Below are 15,969 nucleotides of genomic sequence, written 5' to 3'. Positions count from 1 at the left end.
GCCGGAGGGGCGTCCTGGCCTAACCGTCGCTGGGTGGCGCGAACTGAGCCGTACCACTCATCCCCGGCAGGAGACCTGTCTTGGATCGGTCGTGATCGCGCAGTGTGCCCTTGATCGGCACGGTCTGGCTTACCGGATCGATGCGTGCGCCGATCGTGGTCACCTGCGCCCTGTGGGTGCTGCCGGTTTCGTCGATCGTAAGCTGGAAGCTTTGCCCGTCCGTCAGCCAGGCGAGCCAGCGCGAGGGGACGATCAGGCGAATCTTGAGATCGCCGGCGGCGATCACGCTCATCAGTTCCTGATCCTTGCCGACGGTCTCGTAGACGTTCACAGGCCGTTCGACGACCCGGCCGTCGTAAGGCGCGGTCAAGCGGCACCGGTCAATGTAGAGCTGCCGGGTTTGAACCTGCGCCTGCGCCTTGGCGACATCGGCCCGGGCGAGCGCCACCTCCAGCTGACCGACCGAGTTGAGGCGCGCCAGCTGCTCCTTGTTCTCCAACGTGTGCTGGGCCCGGGTCAGCTCGGCGCGCGCCGCGCGCAACTCGGCCTGATGGAAGCTGCAATCGAAAGCCACCAAGACGTCGCCCTTGGCGAAGCGTTCGCCCTCTTCGACCGGGAGCTTCAGAATGCGTCCGCCGATTTCGCTGGATAGGATCGCTTCGGCCCGAGGTTCGATCAGCGCGCGGGCCTCGTACGCGCCGAGTGTCCCATCTGCGCTCACGCGGCCGTCTTCCGGATCCAGCAGGCGGTTCAGCGAGGGGGTGTCGGCAAAGGTCCGCGCCTTCGTCCCTGCGCTTTCCGACGCGGCCTCCTGTGCGTGGCCAACGCCGGCCCCCGCCAGACCAAATGTGGCCGCGAGGACGAAGGCTAACAGGCCTGCGCCTAGCGGGACCGGCTTGGGGCGGGCACGGCGATCGGGCATGGAGTTCCTCTGAGAGCTATCGTCGCTACCTTGCGATAGGTGTCCGCGCCCTGGACACGTGGTCCACGCCGGCGGTGCGAGCGCGGGTCAGCTGATATCCGGCAGGCCTTGTTCGGCGCCGACATCCATGCGGGTTGAGCGCATGAACAGGTCACCGTCCTGCCAGCCGCGCATGGTCTCCCGGATCGCGGCGGCCACGGTTCCGACCTCGGCCGCTTCGATCGTCTCAGGCAGCGGATCGGCGCCGACGGTGACATAGATCTGGCCCAGCGCGTTCTGCGCCCGCGCGAAGGCGAGGTCGCGGCGGAGCTGGGCAACCAGGGCATTCAGTTCACCCCGGATCACGGCGAGTTCGCCGCCGGTCGCCGTCTGCTGACTGCTGCGCAGCTGCTCCAGGATGCGTTCTTCGACGTCGGCCACTTCCTGATTGGTGCTGTACACCTCCTCGGCCATCCGATAGCCCCGATAAGAGACGTACAGTTGGGTCAGGACGGCCATCGACAGCGCCTGCCGGCGGGCGATCACGAGTTCCTCCCGGCTCTCCGCCCGTTCCAGCCGTGCCGGGGCCGAGAGCAGGTTGAGCAGGTTCCAGGACACCCGGACGCCGTAGTCGGCCCAGTTGTTGTTCACCAGGAAATCGTTGCTGTCGTAGTGCAGCCCGCTGAACACTTCGAGGCCGGGGAGGAAGCGCACCAGCGCCTTACGGGTCTCGGCGGCCGAGACGCGCGACTGGTAATCCTCCTCCCGCAGTTCGGGGCGATAGGCGAGGGCGAGTTCTTCCAGTTCCGCCGGTTCGAGCGCGAGCGCGCCCATGACGACGTCCTCTTCGGGCATCGCCAGTGTGAAGTCCTGATCCGGCGGTAGGTTCATCAGCGTGGCCAGCTCGATCTTGGCGAGCGCGAGTTCCTGGCGCAGCGTCTGCAGTTGGCGCTTCGCGTCGAGCACGGTGCGCTGGTAGTTCAGTGCGTTGAGCGGACTGTCCAGGCGCAGCTGCTCGATCCGCTCGGAATCCGATCGTGCCTGCTCCACGCGTTCCAGCAATGGTCCGACGCGGTCTTGCAGGCGCTGCGCGGCGACCGCGCGCCAGTAGGACGTGCGAACGTCCTGGATGATGCCGTGCAGGACCTTGCGCCGCCGCTCATACGCGATCATCGCCCGGTCAGCCTGCTGCTGGGCGGTGAAATAGCTGACGCCGAAGTCGAGGATGTTCCAGCTCAGGTTGAGGTCGGCGGTGAAGCTGTCCCGCTCCTGCGAGGTCGACGGGACGAGGGATTCTTGGCCGGTCTCGATGTTTTCGGACGATGAGGCGTCGACGTTGGAGCGGCTGCGGTAACCGGCCTCCGCGACCAGTTGGGGCAGGAGATCATAGCGCGACAGGTTGAGCTGGTTCTGACTGACCGCTTCGTTCATTACCTCGACGCGGTGATCGAGGTTGTACATCACCGCCCGGGCCATCGCCTCGTACAGCGTCAGCGGGCCGTCGATCGGCTCCTGCTCGGAGAACATCACCTGCAGATCCGATTCGATCCGCGCCTGCGTTTCGCTCCCCGTCAACGGTTCCGGTTGGATCGCGCAAGCACCAAGCATTACGCCTGAAACGACAATCGCAATACCCGACCGCAGTCTTTGTCGGCGGTCCATGCTCAGAACCTGCACTTGTATATACCCTCGTTGGATTTTTCGTTCAGGTTTTCAATATCATTAATATTGTATGTTAAGGGTAAATGAATGGTGAATCATATAGGGTTTATTTCTCAAAGACCTTAACCCAAGGACTGTCAACGGACGCATTTGCTCTAACCAAGTGCGGCACCCAACCCAGCACAAGAAGGTTGCCGTAAGTTACCGATGCCATTCGAAGCGCCCGCGAGCGTCTGCAGTGGCTCTTGGTGCTTTTGTCCTAGCTCGCCACTTCGGCGAGCTGGTCGGCCAACGCAGCGGCTTCGCGGTCGAATGCGCCGGCGCGTGCGCGCAATTGATCGCTGAAACCGCCAGTTGCGCCTGGGGTCGAGTGGCTCTGTGGCGTTGTTTCCGGCGCGCCGCTGTCGAGCGGCTCAGCCGCCGCAAGGGCGGTGATCGCGGCGTCGAGCCAGTGTGCCTTGGCTGTTGCCCGGGCGGTGGCCAGGACCGCGTCGCTATGGTCGTTGCCGGTGGCTAGGCGGCCAGCCGCGAGTGGTCCTTGCGAGTCCCCGGCGGGAGCGCTGTTGTCAGCCCCACCGGTGTTCGCCGCTGGTGGCTTGGACGTGGCAAGCGCGTTGGTTGGCGTGGGGTCCTGAACTGGGCTGTTGGGCGTATCGTTCGCCGCAGATGTCTCGGCAACGTTAAACAGCTGCAGCAGTGTTTCCAGGTTCAGCGGCTGCCACTGGCCGCCATCGAAGATCAACGCCTCCCCGCTGAGGGCGTTGATGTCGGCGAGCGCCCTCCGGGTGGTGGGGTCGCCCAGCGCCGTCTGAAGCGTCTGGCTGGGTACATCCGACGCGTTGCTGGAAGCCTGCCGGAAGGTTTGCGCCAGCGGGGAGTTGCCTTTGTCGAAGGTGTTCAAGATCGCGGCCAGCGCATTGCCAGATACGGACTGGTTGCTTGTTGCGACGAGTACCGTCTCGCCGCCTGTGTCGATCACCGTCACCTGCACCGGCCCGCGGGTCAGGGGGGTGACCGTTGGGCTCACCGGGTCCCCGCCCGGTTCGACGGCGAGCGCGAAGGTAGCCGTTGCGGTTTCGCCTGTGGCATCCGTCGCGGTCACGGCCACGTTCAGCGTCCCGCTGTCGCCGTCGCCGGGCGTGCCGGAGAAGGTGCGGGTCGTCGGGTCGAAGCTCAGCCAACCGGGCAGGGGGCTGCCGTCGGCCAACTCTGCCGTCAACGTCAAGGTGTCGCCTGCGTCGCTATCGCCGAACGTATTCGCCGGCAACTGGTAGTCGAACGCTGCGTCTTCTGTGGCCGTCTGGTCGACAGGGGCGGCGTCGACCGTCGGCGCGTCGTTGACGGCTATGACGTTGATGCTGGCGCTGCCGAGGAGGACGTCACCGCCGCCGCTGCCGCTGTGGCCTTGGTCGTTGACGTTCAGGGTGAGGGTCGCGGCGCCGGTGCCGCTGGCGTCGGGCGCGGAGGTATAGGCGACCGCGCTGGCTGAGCCTAGGAAGGCGTTCAGGTCGGCAACGCTGCCGGTCAAGGTGAGGGTGTCGGAGCCGGTCCCACCGGCCGTGACACCCCCGCCGGAGGCGGCGGTCAGCGTGCCGGCGTCGACGCTGAGGATGAGCGCGATCGGGTTCGCCCCGGCGTCGATGTCGCCGAGCGTCAGGCCGGTCAGGTCGACGTTGCTGGCCACGTCCTCGGTCGCGGTGAGCGTCGTCGGGACGCCGCTGGCGGTCGGGGCGTCGTTGACGGCTGTCACCTGGACCGTCACGTCGGCGGGGTCACTGGCGCCGGCGCTGCTGCCGTCGTCCACCGTGACCCGGATCGTGCGGTCGCCGGCGCTGGGCGTATCGCCAGCCGTGTTGTCATAGCCGATCGCCCCGATCAGGGTTGCGAGGCGCGCCGGGGTAGCCCCGGCGCCGAGGGTGATCGTCATCCCCTCGCCGGAGCCGCCGGTCGCGCCAGGCTGGAGTGTGCCTACGGCCGTACCGCCGATGGAAACCGTGCTGCCCGCACTCTGGCCGGCAGACAGCGTGACCGTGCCGCTGGTGTCGATCACCAGCCGGTCCTCGGCCTGTTGGCCGGACTGGTAGGCCAAGGTCAGGCTGCCGCCGGTGAAGGTGGCGCTGTCGTTGTCGCCGAGTGTCAGGTCGCCGCCGGCGTCAAGCGCGACCGGACCGCCCTGCTCGCTGTAGCTCACGGTGTCGCCGTCCAGGTTCGCCAGCGTCGGCCGGTCGGAGACGGTGACCGTGATCGTGTCGACATCGGTGTTCGGTCCGCCGGGCGCGCTCGAGCCGTCGCTGGTGGTGACCGTGATCGTTTGTGTGCCGGTGGCGTCGACCGCCGGGCTGTAGGTCAGGCTTGCCAGCGTGGTGTTGACGTCCGCCACCGTCCCAGCGATCTGCAGGCTGTTGGTGCCGGCACCCGTCAGTGTGGCGCCGCCGCTGGCGCTTGCCTGGAAGGTTCCGTCGCCGCCCGGCACGGCAACGGTCGTGGTGACGTTGGCGCTGTCCGCGTCGGCGACCGAAATGCCGCCAAGAGCGAGCGCCTGCCCATCGGTTGCGGTCTGCGCGCCGGGGACCGTGTTCACTGGCACGGAGTCGACATCGACCGTGAAGCTGGCGGCGCTCGAGGTCGCTTGGCTGGGGCCGGCCGCTGAGTCGCTCACGTTCAGATCGAAGGTGTGGCTGCCACCGGCCGAGGAACTGTACTGCAGCGCGTGGATCAGGCTCTGAACGCGGGCCGGCGTGGCGTTGGCGTTGAAGGTGAGCACCAGGTCGTTGCTGCCCTGACCGTCGGAGCCCACGGCGACGGTCGCGACGGAGACGCCGTCGACATAGACGGTTTCGCTGGCCGCGATCGTGCCGTCGGCGGTCCCGGAGCTGGGGCCGGAGCTGACGCCGGTCGCGCCGCTGCCGGTCAGCGAGAAGTCCCCGGACAGCCCCGAGGTCCGCGCGATCGTCAGGTTGCCGCCGTCGAAGGTCGACGAGTCCGCATCACTCACGGTCGCGTTGCCGCCGACATCGATGGAGATGGCCGTGCCGTTCGCGACCGTGACGCTGTCGCCGTCCAGATTGCCGATGATCGGTGGATTGGGCGTGACGGAGACGGTGAACGAAACCGCTGTGTCCTGATCGCCGCCGTTGGCGGTGCCGTCGGCGTCGTTCAGGGTCAGATCGAAGGTACGGGCGCCCAGAGCACTTGGCGCGCCATAGGTCAGCGCCTGCAACAGGGTTTGGATGTTGCTCGAGGTGGCGTTCGCGTCGAAGGCGATGGTCAGGGCGTTGCCGCCTTGGCCGTCGGCCGTGGCGTCGACGGTTCCCAGGCTCACCCCGCCGACCGCGACTGTTTCCCCGGCGGCGATCGTGCCATCGCCCCCGGCGGTCGCCGTCGTTCCGTCGAGGCCCCAGTTGCCGTTGGTGGTGCCGCTGGTCTGCGCGATCGTCAGGAAGCCGCCGTTGTAGTCGGCGCTGTCCGGGTTGGTCACGGTCGCGGTATCGAACAGGTCGATATTGGCGTTGCCGGTCCCGGCGACGACCGAGCTGCTGGCGCCGTCCACGTTGCCGATGACGGGCGGATCGTTGACGGGCGTGAGCGAGACGGTGGAGGCGATGCTGAGCGCGGCGGTGTCGTCGCCGCCGTTGGCCGTGCCGCCGCTGTCCGTGACCCCGGTGATCGTCACCAGTCGGTTCGCCCCTGTGGTCGGGGCGTCGCTGGTATTGCGGTAGGAGAGGCCATCGACCAGCGTCTGCAAGGCTGCGGCCGACAGGCTGGCCCCGGTGAAGCTGACGGTCGCGGTGCCGCCGGTGACGGAGACATCGACGGTCAGGCCGTTGGTCGCGGTGGTGACGCTGGTGCCGTCGGTCAACACGACGTCCGAGCCATCCAGGCGCAGGATCTCGCCCGCGCCGTCGGCTAGGTTGGTTACCGTCAGGCTCAGGCCGGAGAAGCTCTGGCCGCTCTCCACAGTCGAGGCGGTCACGCCGGAGAACAGGTCCGCCCCCGGCGCGGCGTCGCCTTCCTGGAAGGCCGGGTTCTGGCCGCTCGCGGTCAGCGTGGGTGCGTCGTTGATCTCCGTCACCGTCAGGCTGGCACTGGCGCTTGTGGTGGAGAAGGCCGTCGTGCCGCCAATCACCGAGGTATCGGCGCTCTGCGGGCTGCCATTGGTCGAGGCGGTGCCGCTGGTCTGGTCCCAGGCGCGGAAGGCGAAGGTCGCCGTCTCACCGGTGTTGCCGGGCACGTAGCGGACCTGACTGCCGGACCCGAGCAGCAGGGAACTCGAGGTGTTGACCGCGCCGAAGGCCGTCCAGACGGTGCCGTCGGTGGAGTATTGCCAGGTGCCGTTCGCACTCACCCCCGTCACCGCGATGCCGCTGCTGGCGCCGGTGTCGGCATCGGCATAACCGGTATCGGTCAGGATGCTGGCGACCGTGGTGCCACCCGACGTCGTGTTCTCGTCCGTGCCGCTCAGGGTGGCGGTGCCGCCGGTCAGGGTCGGCGCGTCGTTGAGCCCGGTGACCGTGACGGTCAGGGTCGCGGTGTCGCTGGTCGCCCCGTCGGACAGGGTATAGGTCACAGCCGTCGCGCGGCTGCCGGATGCGAGATCGTCGAACTCGCCGTTCGGGTCGAAGGCGTAGGAGCCATCCGCGTTGATCGTGAACAGGCCGCCGTTGTCGCCGGCGATCTGTACCCCGGCGCCGACGCTGGTCGTGCCGTTGTTGACCGTGGTCACGCTCAGGCTGGCATTCGTGTCGCCGTCGGTGTCGTTGGGATCGATTACGCCGTTCGCCGCATTGCGGCTGATCGAGCTGTTCTCGTTCGTGGTGTCGGTGTCGTTGCTCGCGACCGGCGTATTGTCATTCTGCAGCGTCACCGAGACCGACGCGCTCTGGCCGCCCAGCACGTTGCCGGCGGTATCCTGAACGGTGAACGCGAAACTCCCCGATGTGGTCTCGCTGCCGTCGTGGACGAAGGTGATACGGTTGTTGTCGATGTCGGCCTGGGTGAAGGTGTTGCCGTTGGACAGCGTGCTCCCGTTCAGCGCGAGGGCGCCGTGGGTCGTGCCGGTCAGGTTGAACACCAGGTTGGCGTCGGTATCCACGGTGTCGCTCGCCGCCAGAGCGCTGCTGCCCACCGTCACCGTGCCGCCCTCGTTCACGCTGACGCCGGTGTTGGTCGCCACGGTCGGGGCCTGAGTATCGAGCGTGATGGTGTGCGTTTGGCTGGAGACGTTGCCGGCGCCGTCGGTCGCGCGCACGGTGATCGTCTTGGCGCCGTCGCTGGCGTAGGCCGACGCCAGGGTGGCTTGCTGCGCGCTGCCATTGCCGGTGCCGGCTGCGACGAACCCGTTGCCGTCGTCCCAGTCGATTTCGACGGTGGTACCGGTCTCGGCGGTGTATTCGACGGTCGGCGTGGTGTCGCTGGTGAGGTCGTCGCTGTCACTCGAGCCGCTGTCGCTGGCCGTGACAAGGTCGGGCACGCTCAGACTGGGGGCCGTGTTGTCGAGGGTATAGGTCTCGTCGGTTGCCGGTTCCGCGCCGCCGAAGGCGTTGCCGGCTGTGTCGGCGATGTCCTGACCGCTGGCGACGTCGAGCCCGACCGTTCCCTCGAAGGCGGCAAGGTCCCCGCCCGAGACCGTCACGTCGTAAGTCGTCGCATTAACCTGCGATACCCCGGTGACGCTCGCCGTGGACCCGCCGGAGACCGTGAAGTCGTCGGTGCTGACGTTCTGCACGCCCTCGCTGAAGGTGGCGCGGAAGGTCAGGCTGTCGGCGTTGGTCACGCCCGTACTGGGGGTCTGCCGTTCGATCGAGGTCAGCGTCGGGGCCGTGGTGTCCGACAGGCTGACGGTAATGTTGTCGATCTCGGGAACTGCGGCCGCGCTGAACGAGAAGTTGATCCGATCGACGTTGTTGAAGGCGGCGCCGAACGTGAGCGTGCCATAGTCGCCGCCACTAGTGCTGCCCTTTTGCGTGTAGGTGATGTTGCCGGTGCTGTCGGAGGAGGAGAGGTTGACGCTTTCGGCACTGACAACGGTCGAGCCGTCCCGGAGGCCCGAGATCGTCAGTGACATGCTACTCCCAGAGCCGGCTCCGAAATCGAAAGAAGAGAGGGTAAAGTCGCTGCCATCGGCAGAGGTGAAGTAGAAATCCGTCAGATTGAGCCCGTTGATGTTCCAGACAAGATTTCGGTCGCTCGCGCCCTCGTCAACATTCAGGTTGTAGGGCGCCTCTGCTTGGCTTGGCGTTGCCATTCGGTTGCTGGCGCTTGCGCCGAAAATCCAGTCGCCGATCGTGGTGCTGGGCGACGTGACGTCGATGAAACCTCGACCGTCGAAGTTTTCGTCGCTAACCGCGAGCGTTCCGGTGAACCCGCTACTGGAATCGATTAGACTAGAGGCCTCGACCGATCCGACGGCGGCTTCGAGGTCCCAGTCTCCGCCGAGGTTGGATGCGCCAGTCAGGTCTTCTGACGCCGAGACATCTGCGCCGGTCGCGTCGGCCAGCGCTTGCAGGAACGCGCTGCCTGCGCCGTCGGCGCCGACATAGCAGCCGTACAGCAGGATATCGCCCTCAGCGGAGAGGGCGTTGCCCACGGCTTCGATCTGCGCGCTGTAGTTTGATAGGCTTTCCGTGGTGACCGTTGCGCGGCCGAGCTGGAACGCGCCGACCGCGCCGTGACCCACAACATGGACCGCTTGTACCTCGGAACGGCCGCTCAGCGTGTCGGCCATGACCTGTAGGCCGTCTGCGTTCGCGTCGACCAGCACGAGTTCGGCGGACGGGTCGACCGCGTCGGCCAGCGTCTCCCAGCCCGAGACACCGGTGTCGATGAAGACAAGCTCGCCAGCGCCCTTCGCGAGGGTCTGCGCGGCCAGTTCGTCGCCGGCTGCGGCCTTAGAGGTGTGAGGGGCGTCCCCCTGGTCGACCGCGGACGTGTCTGTCGAGCCGTCACTGCCACCGCCGTCTTCAGCCGTATCAGCCGCTGTGGCGGCTGCCGCGGCGTCCAGCAGCAGGCGGGGCTCAAGGGCCAGGGCAAACAGCGCGTCAGTTTCGGCAAGGGCGTCTGGCGTATGGGACGCGACCTGCGCTGGAAGTGTGCGCCCGGCATCACGAAACACTTTCGTCATGAGCTTCGTCGTCCCGATCTCTTTGGTCGGCGCCCGGCGCCGGCAGGTCTTGAAGTCAGCTTGCTCCATGCGATGACATGAGTAGAATTAAAATGACGTAAAATTATTTTCCGATCCTGTCCGTGAAGAGACTGTGGCCGAACGAAATGCGATACCGGTGATCAGAATGCGCCGAGGTGTTGGGATTCACTGATGATGGGCGATGAACTGGATTGGCGGAAATGTTGACGTGCTGTCGCTTGGTCTTTCGCGCATATATGCCGGTATCCGCACGATTGTGGCCGTTCAAGGCACAGCAGAAAACGGCTCTGTAGAGTCTACGCCTCATAGTGCGCGGACCTGTCCGTTCTAACTGCGTGAGGGGTACAGCCCGCTTAGGGCGATCTGGAAGCGGATCGGAAGATAGGGCGACATCGTTTCTACTGGCTGTCCACCACCGGTATTATCGACGGTGACGCTCGCGTTCTCGAGGCCTTTCACACTGGTGGTCCCGCTGCTGGTGTCGGTCGTATAGAGCTTGCTGAGGCCAGCCCCGGCCCCAAGGTAGGTGTTCGAGCTGGGAGCAACGCTGCCGTTGGCGGACGACACCGTCAGGTTGCCCGCCATCTGCGCCGCGTGGTTGTGCGGTGGCATGTGACCCACCGTGAGGCCGACCCTCTCGGTCCCGCCGGGGGTACCTTGGTAGAAAGTGCTGCCGCCTGGCCGCGTTCCCGTCTGGACCGGGGCCCGTCCGCGCAGGTCTGGAAGTTTGAAAGTCGATCTTCCGTCGCCGCCGTAGATCGTGCTTAGCAGCGAATACAGTGCGGTGTTCTGAGGTATTGTGAGCGTGCCGCCGGCACATTCGGCGAAATTCAAAATCGTGAAATTGCCGCCGAACAGAATGATTTGCCCTGTATAAACATCCGTCAAAGCGTTTCTCCCCTTAGAACATGCCTATTGATGTCCTGCTGTGTGGTTGCAGGCGATAGCCTTGGTGGGGGCGGCGCCGGAATTAATCGACCGAGGCGTGAAGGTGGCGCTTAGCCTCTCGTCGCATCTAAGCAGGAGAGGCTAGCCGGCTGCCTATCCGACTTCCGTTGGTCGCGCTGTATTGTCTGGGGTGACGGTAAGGTTCAGCTTTCTCGTGACAGGCGAGTGGTATTCAAGATATACCGCGCATGACGTTGTAGGCAAACTGAAAGTTCGCGCGAGACTTGTTTTTATTGGCTGGCGGAAACGGCGCCAACGCTGCTGGCGAAATGGACAGGTCTTTCACGCTAACAGCATTGCCAATGATCGGCAGGTCAAGAGGGCCAAGAGGGGAAGGTATGGGCGATCGAACGACAATCGGGGGCGGGCCTTCCGCGCAGGATCGAAGCGTCGAGGCAACGCACGACGACACGGACGCGCTTGCGCTGGAAACGTTGTCGGCCGACGTGTTCCGCCCATACGAAGGTGCCGCAGTCGTCCTAACTCTGCTTGATCTGGTTGATGTCGAGCGAGAGGCGCCCGGGGCGCACCCGGTCGAGGCCACGTTGATAGAGGTTACCGAATGCCCCGAGAGTACGCCTTCCTGGGCCAAGCGCACCGGCTTTTCGTTGCTATTCGCCGGACCTCAGGAGCCGCGTTTGCCGCAGGGGCTGTATGCGATCCACCATCGTGAGATCGGCCGGATCGAGCCCATGCTGCTTGTCGCTGTGCAAAATCCGAACGGGCCGTTCGATCCACAAATCTATTATCAGGCAATCCTCAATTGAGGGTTTGCCCGAGACATGGAGGTTGGTCGATCCAGAAGGCTTTATCTCGCGCGCCGAACGAATACGCGCGCTGCAGCTACACCGGCGTCGAAAGGGGAGCCCCGTCTGCGGGCCGAACTGCAAGCGGATGCCAGATCATTTCCAGGAATGCCGCGTTTTGCTGCCGGTCTGCCGGGTGGAAGCCTAGTTTACGGTAGCACTTCAGTGCCGCTGCGTTCTGCACGAAGACACACAGCGTGATGGCTACGGGTATGCTATCGGCGACCTTTTGCAGCGCCCGCACAACCGTCTCCGCAACCCCCTTGCCCTGCGCTTCTGGAACCAGGGCGAGATCGACCAGTCGCAAGCCACCCGCGTGGAAGTCGATGACCATCCGACCGCAGGCCACGCCGGTGCGCTCGATGATGTAATAACACGCCTCCGGCCGTTGTGCTCCGTAGCCGGCGATCTGCGCGCGCTCTTGCATCTCGATCAAGCCATGGATCTCGTCCACCGGCGCCTCGGCGCACCACAGGTCCTGGCGGCGGGCGGCGTGCAGCATCCTCTCAAAGTCGCGGTCGCCGGGCTGGGTGGGGCGCAAGGAGAGGCCATTCGGCAGGTCGGCACGGGCGAACATCATACCCTTCCTCCAGCAGACTGCGTCCGCCAGACGGACGCCGGGGGCTTGCCATTCAGGCTGTTGCTTAGGCGGCACTCACCGTACCGACCATGACCCGGCTGGCAGCCCGTCCGGTCGGAAGGTCGCTGAAGCGCCCCGTGAACAGTTGCCCCGTCACCTTGACCGGTCCGGAGACGTCCTGAACCGGACCATTGGTCGGGTAGACGCGCACCGCGTGTGATGGCCAGGCAGCCGGTTGATCGTGCGCGGGATCGGCGACTGGGCCGTCCTCGCTAACCACGATGTAATGGCCGGGTCCATCAGCCGCGGGCGTGGCCCAGCCGGTCAGGGTCACCGCGCGTCCCGTGCCGCCTTTCTTGGCCAGTCGGCGGGCCAGGAGGCCCGGTGTGCGCGGCGTGGTGTGTATGCTCGTTTGGGCGCCAAGCCCGGTAATCGCCGCCCCCGACAAGGTGACGGCGGCGGTCGTACCGGCGCCGGCGAGAACGAAGCTGCGTCGGTTCATGCTGTCATTCCCCTGATGGTGCGGATGTCAGGTGTATGCTGATCTCGGACGCAATCTTCCTGAAGGTCGGTTCGAACCCGGCGCTTTTGCCTCTTAACAGCAGGATAGCTGATTTTCCTGAAAGGTCACGCCCGTTAGTGGCGTTGGCCATGGCCGGCTCGCGTCTAACGACACGAGAGGGGGCGTTCCCGTCAGGCTCTGGACGCGAGGCGCGTAGCGGTGCGTGCGGCTTGCCCCTAGACATCCGGGCCCCGAACCCCACACTTTGGATGCGGTTTGGCGAGCCCGGGCGTGGTGCTGTCCGGGCCAGCGCATCAGGGAGTTTCCATTGATCGCATCGACATTGTCGTGCCGGCTGGCGGGCGCGCTGCTGGCAGGCGGGCTGGCGGCTGGAGCGCTGCTGGGCGCAACCGTGCCGGCGCACGCACAGGACGGGGGCCCAGACCTGGACGCACTGGCGCGCTGCCTTGCCAAGGACGGGCGCGTCGAGGTCCCGTTCCGGGAGGAGCGGCTGGTCACCAGCGTCGACGAGATGTTGGAGAGCACCGGCCGGTTGATCTACGTCCCGCCGCGCCGGCTAGAGAAGATCGTCGAGGAGCCGCGGCGCGAGCGCGCGGTCGTCGAGGGGGACCGGATGAGCGTGTTCGACGCCTCGGGCAACGAGGTCGCCACCTTCGACCTCTCTGAACGTCCGGGTCTGAAAGCGACCTTCGACGCAGTCCGGGCCCTGCTCAAGGGCGATGCGGCGGCCCTTCAGGGCGGGTTCAAGGTGAGCTTGTCCGCCGATCCCGACGGTGCCGCCGCCGGGGCTTGGGACATGCGCCTGAATCCGCGTGGCGATGATGTGGGCTACACCTTGTCCCATATCGATATCGATGGACAGGGCGCGCCCGGCCTGGTTGGCGATGGCGGGAACACGCCCTGCCAGGTGCGCACGATCGACGTGCGCCTGCGCGACGGCGGCCGACGGATCATCCATTTGCGGCCCGGGGCCTAGGGCAGGGTGCGTGCCGGAATCCAGGCGTTCGTCCGGGCGGGGGCGCTGGTCGCGTTGCTGCTGGCGGCAACGGCCGGGGTGTTCGCCTTGCTGCCGCTGCGCGCCGATCTGACGGTTCTGCTGCCGGATCAGCAGAGCGAGGATCTCGCGATCATGAACCAGGCCCTGCGCTCCGGTCCGGCCGGGCGCACGGTGCTGATCGCGCTTGAGCCGGGCGACGGTACGGCGACGCCGGAGCGCCTGGCCACCCTGTCGCGCGCCTACAAGGCGGCGCTGATGGACACCGGCTATTACGCCCAGGTGATCAACGGCAGCTTCGCGCTCGACGCCGGTGCGCTCGACCCCTTCCGGACGTTTCGCTACCGCCTGAACCCGCCGCTCGACCCCGCCGACTACACCGCCGAGGGGCTGTCGCAGAAGCTGGAAGAGCTGCTGCTGGAGCTGCGCGGCCTGGGCTCGCCGGTGATCGAGGACCTGATGGCCGACGATCCCACGCTGCGCACGCTCGAGGTGGCGCAGCTGTGGCGCGACAGCGGTGGCCCGCGCAAGCAGAACGGCGTCTGGATCGGCCAGGAAGGCGCGCGTGCCGTGCTGGTCGCCCTGTCCGAACGCGAGGGCTTCGATGTTGCCCAGCAGCGGGCCGTCGTGGCCGCGCTCGACGATGCCAAGGCGGCCGTTGAAGCTGAGCACGGCCCGATCCACCTGACCACCGCTGGCCCGCCGGTGATCACCGTCAAGGGCCGCGCGGCGGTGAACGCGGAGACCGGCCGGCTGCTCGCCCTGTCGCTGCCGGTGGTCGGGGCCGTGCTGCTGCTCGCCTTCTCTCGCCTGTCTGTCGTATTGGCCGCGGCGGTGCCGCTGATCGCCGGCTTTGGCGCGGGGGCGGCGGCGGTGGCCGGGGTGTTTGGCTCGGTGCACGTCACCACGTTGGGCTTCGGGGCGACGCTGGTGGGCGTCACGGTCGATTACCCGCTGCACCTGTTCGCGCACACCCGTCCCCGGTATGGTCCCTGGGCGACCGCGCGGCGGATTTGGCCGGCGCTGCGCCTGGGCGTGGCGACCACCGCAATCGGTTTCGTCCCGCTGGTTTTCTCCTCCTTCCCCGGGGTGGCGCAGCTCGGTTTGTTCACCCTGGTGGCGCTGGTCGTGGCAGCACTGGTGACGCGTTACGCGTTGCCCTGGACGGCGCAACCGATTGAATTGCCGCCGGCCCGGCGTGTGTGGGATTGGATCGCGCCCTGGCACCATAAAAGTGCCCGGCTGCGCTGGCCTGCGCTCGTGCTGGCCTTGGCTTGCCTGGCGCTGATGAGCGCCAAGGGCGATGCCTTGTGGGAAGCGGACTTGCGCGCGCTGTCGCCTACCCCGCAGGAGCTTAAGGCGACGGATAAGGCGTTGCGGGCGGATCTGGCGGCGACCAATCCGCGCTTTTTGGTGGCGATCCAGGGAGGTGACGCGCAACAGGTGCTGGAGCGCGGGGAGGCGCTGCTGCCGACCCTACGGAGTCTGCGCGAGGCCGGTGTGTTGGCCGGCTTCGATACGCTGGCCCGGTACCTGCCGAGCCGCGACCGGCAGACCGAGCGGCTGGCTGCCTTGCCGGCACGCGAGGTGCTGGAGGACCGGCTGGCGCAGGCGACCGATGGTCTGCCGTTCGAGCCCGGCACTTTCGATCCGTTTGTCGACGACCTGACGACGGCTAAGCAGGCCGGTCCGGTCCTGCCCGGCGACCTGCAACACACGGCGTTGCGCAGCCGGGTCGCCAATCTGTTGGTCGACACCCAGGATGGTGCGCGGGGCTTCGCTTTTATCCGGGGACTGCGCGATCCCGCGCGGCTGGAGCAGGCGCTCGCCAAGACGCAGGTTCCAGGCGTGCGGCTGCTGGATCTGAAAGCCGAGACCGAGGACCTGCTGCGCGGCTATCGGACCGAGACCCTGACCTGGATCGGTTTTGGTGGGTTGCTGGCCGCGCTCGCGCTTTGGATCGGTCTACGCCGGGCACGGCCGGTGGTGCTGGTCAGCGGGGCCGTCGTCGTTTCGGTACTGGTGACGGCCGGTGTGTTGGTGGCCGCTGGCACCTCGATTACGGTGTTTCACCTGCTGGGCTTGATGGTGGTTGCCGGGCTTGGCCTGGACTATGCCATCTTCCTGCGCGAGGCGGCGGAATCCGAACGCCCCGGCGACGCCGAGAAGGGCGAGGAGGGCGATATCCATGGCCGCGATGCCCGGCGGTCGGTGGTGATCTGCGCGATCACCTCCACGGCCGTGTTCGCCATCCTGGCCGGCGCTGAGTTTCCGATGCTGGCGCAGTTGGGCACCACGGTGGCGGTCGGTGCGGCGCTGTCGCTGCTGTTCGGCCTGATCTTCACCGGCCGTGACGGTCGGCGGGCCGGAGGCGTTGGATGATGGACATGGTAGCGCCTGACTTGGCGGGCGCA

9 protein-coding genes are annotated in these 15,969 nt (G+C 66.5%); 3 read left to right on the top strand and 6 right to left on the bottom strand.

The genetic code is table 11. The features are described from left to right. Window positions 1–19: 19 nt before the first annotated feature. The 4 genes from RHOSA_RS0115020 to RHOSA_RS0115005 all read right to left on the bottom strand — a co-directional run bounded on the left by RHOSA_RS0115020 (window position 20) and on the right by RHOSA_RS0115005 (window position 10,592). A complete protein-coding gene (locus RHOSA_RS0115020) occupies window positions 20–922 on the bottom strand; it encodes an efflux RND transporter periplasmic adaptor subunit (RefSeq protein ID WP_051432191.1) in 903 nt (300 codons plus the stop codon). A gap of 87 nt (window positions 923–1,009) precedes the next feature. After that, on the bottom strand, window positions 1,010–2,476 hold the full coding sequence (locus tag RHOSA_RS22835) for a TolC family protein (RefSeq protein WP_200371966.1): 1,467 nt from the start codon (window positions 2,474–2,476) through the stop codon (window positions 1,010–1,012). A gap of 346 nt (window positions 2,477–2,822) precedes the next feature. After that, the gene (locus RHOSA_RS0115010) at window positions 2,823–9,683 is read right to left on the bottom strand and encodes a DUF4347 domain-containing protein (protein ID WP_169816637.1); all 6,861 of its coding nucleotides are present in this window, start codon (window positions 9,681–9,683) and stop codon (window positions 2,823–2,825) included. Between the two features lie 348 nt (window positions 9,684–10,031). Continuing rightward, on the bottom strand, window positions 10,032–10,592 hold the full coding sequence (locus RHOSA_RS0115005) for a phage tail protein (RefSeq protein WP_027289315.1): 561 nt from the start codon (window positions 10,590–10,592) through the stop codon (window positions 10,032–10,034). Window positions 10,593–10,990: 398 nt separating this feature from the next. Here RHOSA_RS0115005 and RHOSA_RS22830 point away from each other — a divergent pair, with 398 nt between their 5' ends. Further along, window positions 10,991–11,419 carry a DUF6916 family protein gene (locus RHOSA_RS22830; RefSeq protein ID WP_037256450.1) on the top strand — a complete coding sequence of 143 codons (429 nt, stop codon included), beginning with the start codon at window positions 10,991–10,993 and terminating at the stop codon, window positions 11,417–11,419. 76 nt (window positions 11,420–11,495) lie between these two features. On the opposite strand, the gene RHOSA_RS22825 is transcribed toward RHOSA_RS22830, so the two are convergent. Together RHOSA_RS22825 and RHOSA_RS0114990 are read right to left on the bottom strand one after the other, a co-directional pair. After that, on the bottom strand, window positions 11,496–12,038 hold the full coding sequence (locus RHOSA_RS22825) for a GNAT family N-acetyltransferase (RefSeq protein ID WP_051432190.1): 543 nt from the start codon (window positions 12,036–12,038) through the stop codon (window positions 11,496–11,498). A 64-nt stretch (window positions 12,039–12,102) separates the two neighbouring features. Then, window positions 12,103–12,540, bottom strand: a complete 438-nt coding sequence (locus tag RHOSA_RS0114990; protein ID WP_027289314.1) for a hypothetical protein — start codon at window positions 12,538–12,540, stop codon at window positions 12,103–12,105. Between the two features lie 328 nt (window positions 12,541–12,868). Here RHOSA_RS0114990 and RHOSA_RS0114985 point away from each other — a divergent pair, with 328 nt between their 5' ends. After that, a complete protein-coding gene (locus RHOSA_RS0114985) occupies window positions 12,869–13,537 on the top strand; it encodes a LolA family protein (protein WP_027289313.1) in 669 nt (222 codons plus the stop codon). A 6-nt stretch (window positions 13,538–13,543) separates the two neighbouring features. Further along, a complete protein-coding gene (locus RHOSA_RS0114980; RefSeq protein ID WP_027289312.1) occupies window positions 13,544–15,937 on the top strand; it encodes an MMPL family transporter in 2,394 nt (797 codons plus the stop codon). Window positions 15,938–15,969: the final 32 nt, after the last annotated feature.

It is taken from the genome of Rhodovibrio salinarum DSM 9154 (assembly GCF_000515255.1).
GTDB classification, from domain to species: Bacteria; Pseudomonadota; Alphaproteobacteria; order Kiloniellales; family Rhodovibrionaceae; genus Rhodovibrio; species Rhodovibrio salinarum.
Note: the sequence above shows the minus strand (reverse complement) of the source record. Positions and strands in the feature narration are given on the sequence as shown.